This is a genomic window from Pseudoalteromonas sp. S327 (assembly GCF_005886415.1).
Taxonomy (GTDB): domain Bacteria; phylum Pseudomonadota; class Gammaproteobacteria; order Enterobacterales; family Alteromonadaceae; genus Pseudoalteromonas; species Pseudoalteromonas atlantica.
On sequence record NZ_PNDP01000071.1, the window covers coordinates 1 to 5,109 of the forward strand.

At 40.1% G+C, this 5,109-nt stretch carries 3 protein-coding genes; all 3 read left to right on the forward strand.

What is annotated here, in order from left to right:
* Positions 1-491: 491 nt before the first annotated feature.
* Complete coding sequence (gene cysD, locus CWB60_RS18880; protein ID WP_029773230.1) at positions 492-1,400, forward strand: sulfate adenylyltransferase subunit CysD; 909 nt, start codon at positions 492-494, stop codon at positions 1,398-1,400.
* A 67-nt stretch (positions 1,401-1,467) separates the two neighbouring features.
* Complete coding sequence (cysN, locus tag CWB60_RS18885; RefSeq protein ID WP_138579921.1) at positions 1,468-2,874, forward strand: sulfate adenylyltransferase subunit CysN; 1,407 nt, start codon at positions 1,468-1,470, stop codon at positions 2,872-2,874.
* Between the two features lie 72 nt (positions 2,875-2,946).
* Entirely contained in the window at positions 2,947-4,683 is a 1,737-nt protein-coding gene (locus CWB60_RS18890) for an SLC13 family permease (RefSeq protein ID WP_138579920.1), read from the forward strand.
* The last annotated feature ends 426 nt before the right edge of the window (positions 4,684-5,109 follow it).

A 5,109-nucleotide genomic window follows, 5' to 3' on the forward strand; every position in this document is an offset into this window, starting at 1 on the left:
CGTTCTCAGTGTCGCGCGCAGCGGCTCTGTGCTCTCGGTGGTAAAATTGTTTTGGGTTAAGCCCATTCAATTGATTAAGAGATTATTATCACCACAGAGAACACGGAGAAGAGAAGGAGAAGATCTTTTTCAGTGTAGCGCGCAGCGCCTCTGTATCCTCGGTGGTAAAAATCTTTAGCCTAAATACACAAAGTGATGAAGAGGTTATCCCCACGGGGAAGAGAAATAGAGTTAATTATTACTTGTAGAGGGGCAACTTGCTGGTGTTTATTACATTTTGAAGCCATGAGCAGCTGGCCTTTTAACGTGAGCAAGCTCTTCGTCTACGCCAAAATTGGCCGATGCTTAATTGACCGTTAGGCGCCTTTAAAAAAATACACACATTGCATGCCCTAGTAATTAAACATAGACTATCGGAGCATAAATTTTTTAAGTCGGTCATTAAAATTGACGCGAATGGATTTTGATAAATTAGGATATGAAAAAACATCATGAATGAAGAAAAGCTAACTCATCTAAAGGCACTCGAAGCCGAGTCGATTCATATTATGCGGGAGGTTGCAGCTGAGTTTGATAATCCAGTAATGCTTTACTCTGTAGGTAAAGATTCGTCGGTTTTATTACACTTAGCACGTAAAGCATTTTACCCGGGTAAAATTCCTTTTCCGCTTATGCATGTTGATACTAACTGGAAATTTAAAGAAATGATCCAGTTTAGAGATCAAATGGCCGAAAAGTATGACTTTGATCTAATTGTTCATAAAAACCCAGAAGGTATAGCAATGGGCATGAGCCCATTTGTACACGGTAGTGCTAAGCATACAGATGTTATGAAAACTCAAGGCCTTAAGCAGGCGCTTGATATGAATAATTTTGACGCTGCATTTGGTGGTGCTCGCCGCGATGAAGAAAAGTCGCGTGCTAAAGAACGTGTTTATTCTTTCCGTGATAAAAATCATCGCTGGGATCCTAAAAACCAACGCCCAGAACTGTGGAACGTTTATAACAGTAAAGTAGATAAAGGTGAGAGCATTCGTGTGTTCCCGCTTAGTAACTGGACCGAGCTAGACATTTGGCAGTACATTTACCTTGAAGGTATTGAAATTCCATCATTATACTTTGCGAAAGAGCGCCCTGTAGTTGAGCGCGATGGCACGCTTATTATGGTTGATGATGAGCGTATGGAGCTTGAAGAGGGCGAACAAGTACAAAATAAAATGGTTCGTTTTAGAACGCTTGGTTGCTACCCGCTAACGGGTGCTGTTGAGTCTGTAGCACAAACCCTTCCTGAGATAATCCAAGAGATGCTGCTTTGTACTACTTCTGAGCGTCAAGGGCGAGTAATTGATAACGACTCTGCAGGTTCTATGGAGAAGAAAAAAATGGAAGGCTACTTCTAATCAAAAGCTGTAAAAAAAGCTATTAGAAAGTAACTAATTTATTATCGAACCAAATTCAGAGAAAATTATGTCACAAGAAACAAACTTACTTGCTACAGATATTGAAGCTTACTTAAAAGTACACGAAAACAAAGACATGCTACGTATTTTAACATGTGGTAGCGTGGATGATGGTAAATCTACATTAATTGGCCGCTTGCTTTATGATAGCAAAATGATTTTTGAAGATCAGATGGCTGCTATTGAAAAGGATTCAAAACGTTTTAATACCACTGATAACGATTTCGACTTATCTCTTTTAGTAGATGGCCTGCAATCTGAGCGCGAGCAAGGCATTACGATTGATGTTGCGTACCGTTATTTTGCAACAGACCAACGTAAATTTATTATTGCAGACACGCCTGGGCATGAGCAGTACACGCGTAATATGGCAACGGGTGCTTCTACGTGTGATTTAGCTATTATTTTGATTGATGCGCGCCACGGTGTGCAGGTGCAAACACGTCGCCATAGCTATATTTGCTCTTTATTAGGTATTAAAAACGTAGTTGTCGCTATTAATAAAATGGATGCGGTAGGTTACGAGCAGTCGGTTTATCAAAATATCAAAAAAGATTACCGCGAGTTTGCGCAGGATCTTTCGTTTGATGATGTACGCTTTGTGCCAATTTCGGCGCTACGTGGCGATAATGTAGTAAACGAAAGCGAAGCTATGAGCTGGTATCCTGGTTCAACGTTAATGAAGCTACTGAATACTGTACAAGTAAACCATGCGAAAAACGATGAGTTTAGGCTACAGGTGCAATATGTTAATCGCCCAAATCTAGACTTTAGGGGCTTTAGCGGTACGATTGCTGCGGGTGACATTAGAGTGGGCGACACAATTGCTTCACTACCTTCAGGTAAAGAGAGTAAGGTTAAATCAATAGTTACTTTTGATGGCGACCTAGAAAAAGCATCAGCAGGTATGGCTATTACATTAACACTTGAAGATGAAATAGATGTAAGCCGTGGTGATATGCTAGTACGTCCGCACCAAAAGCCACATTCAGCTGATAGCTTTGAAGCAGACGTAGTATGGATGACTGAAGAAGCTCTTCATGTAGACCGTGAATACGAAATTAAAGTTGGAAGTAAATCGGTTTATGGTTACGCTGAGGTTGTTAACTATAAGGTTGATGTGAACACGCTAGAGCAGCAAGAAGCATCACAATTAAATCTAAACGAAATTGGTAACTGCCAATTTGCATTAACAGCGCCCGTCCAATTTGATGCATATGATGTAAATAAACACACTGGTGCGTTTATTGTGATTGACCGTTTAACTAACGTAACGGTTGGTGCGGGTATGATACGTAAGCCATTAAACGGTAAAGGCAACAAGCCTAAAAGCGAGCACTCTGCGTTTGAAGTTGAGTTTAATGCGTTAGTTCGTAAGCACTTTCCTCATTGGGATGCAAAAGTAATCCGTTAGATTACTCGAGATATAGCGGGCTCTTTGAGAGCCCGCATTTTAATTTTTTAACTAAGGATGGCTACTTTAACCATGCCATTAGATGCATATCTAACGCTTTGTATTTTTGCTTTTACAATTTTAGGTTTAATTGTTTTACAAACGCGCCCTGTTGCTGTTTTTGGTGCAACACTTATTGCTTTAATCACTTGCGATTTAGTGACTAAAGATCAGTTTTTAACAAGTATTGCAAACCCTGGCCTTGTAACATTAATTTTGCTTGTTTTATGCTCCTTAGCACTTGAGAAAACTCGCTTGCTAAGAGTTATTGCCTCAAAAACTATTGTTGATAGCTACTTTTCGACTTGGTTTAGGTTGTTTGGTATTACCACTTTTTTTTCTTCTATATTAAATAATACTGCGGTTGTGGCTACGTTACTTTCGCCTATTAGGAATAACCCCCACCATTTTGCCAGTAAACTACTATTACCTTTATCGTATGCCTCTATTTTAGGTGGAACGCTTACGCTAATAGGTACTTCTACTAATTTAATCGTTAACTCAATGTATATTGAGGCGTCGGGTAAGTCGTTATCGTTTTTTTCATTTACTGCTGTGGGTGCTATTTTGGTACTTTGCTGTGGTTTAGCTATGTTTTTATGCACCCGAATGTTACCAAGTATTGAGCAAAATAATGCTACTTCAGAGGGGTATTTTATTGATGCTAAAGTTTCTACAGGTTCTGAGTTAGTTGGGCGCTCTGTTGAGGTTAATGGGCTTAGGCATTTGGAATCATTATTTTTAGTTGAAATAGTGCGATCAGGCAGGCTTATTAGCCCTGTTTCACCGACGGAAGTAATTCAGCCTTCGGACAGACTTATTTTTTGCGGTGACATAACTAAATTATTGCAGCTAGGGCAGTTTTCAGGTTTAGAAATTTTTGCAGAAAAAAATGGTGCTTTAAATAGCAACCTTACTGAGGTAGTTGTTCGGTCTGAAAGTATAATTGTAGGACGCACGCTTAAAACTACGGGATTTAGGGCATTGTTTGATGCTGCTGTAGTGGCAATAAGACGAGATGGTGAACAGGTTTCGGGTAAGTTAGGTGATGTAATAATTCGCTCTGGTGACTTTTTAGTGTTAGCCGTGGGTGATGATTATAAATCTCGAACAAATATAAATAAAAACTTTTTAACCTTATCTGGTGTAGAGCCTGAAAGTAGAATTAATGGCTGGCGAGCTTGGCTTTCCATTGGGGGCTTTGTAACCACAATAGCATTAGCGGCTGCTGGAGTGCTAGATTTATTAGAGGGGCTAGTATTATTGCTCGGGGGCCTTTTATTTACTCGTAGTTTAACTACTAATGAGTTAGTAAGACGATTCCCGATTGATATATGGCTAGTGGTTTCATCTGCACTTTTACTGTCGAGTGCGCTGGTTAACTCTGGCGTGGTTGAATCGTTAGGTGGATTTATAGGTCAATTCGATGACCCTAGGTATGTGTACACTGCATTTGTATTAGTTTATGTCGTAACTTGGTTAATGACCGAGTTTGTAACTAATAACGCTGCTGCGGCGTTGATGTTTCCTATAGGCTATACCGTGGCCTTAGGGTTTGGTGTAGATGTGTTGCCTTTTGTAATGGCGGTAGCGTTTGCTGCAAGCGGAAGTTTTATTAGCCCGTATGGTTATCAAACTAACTTGATGGTATTTAATGCAGGTAATTACAGGTTAAACGACTTTGTAAAAATAGGCTTACCTATTAGCATAGTGTATGCGCTGGTTGTGCTGGTGTTTGTGCCTGTGTTTTTTCCTTTTAGTGTAAATTAGGGGCATTTTACGCGAGTAACTTACTGGCATTATTAATTACGGTTGCTTTTTAGTGTAGCGCCTCGGTGGTCACATTGTTTTGGGCTAAACGCATAAAGTGATTAAGAGATTATTATCACCACAGAGAACACAGAGAACACAGAGAACACAGAGAAGGAGAAGTAACTATTCCTTGTAGACGCACAGCTTGCTGGCGTTATGAATATTTTCTCTGTGTATCGCGAAGCGCCTCGGTGTCCTCGGTGGTAGATTTGTTTCTAAATAAACAACGAAGGTGATTTTATCACCACAGAGAACACAGAGAACACAGAGAAGAGAAGTAAATAATTACTTGTAGACGCGAAGCTTGCTGGCGTTATAATAACTTCTAAGTGTAGCGCGCCGCGCATAGGGGGACTCGGTGGTAGATTTTTTTTTAAATAAACC

Bases quoted from the DNA above. Each gene is read 5' to 3' on its own strand.
- cysD (WP_029773230.1), top strand. From the start codon at position 492: ATGAATGAAGAAAAGCTAACTCATCTAAAGGCACTCGAAGCCGAGTCG.
- cysN (WP_138579921.1), top strand. From the start codon at position 1,468: ATGTCACAAGAAACAAACTTACTTGCTACAGATATTGAAGCTTACTTA.
- CWB60_RS18890 (WP_138579920.1), top strand. From the start codon at position 2,947: ATGCCATTAGATGCATATCTAACGCTTTGTATTTTTGCTTTTACAATT.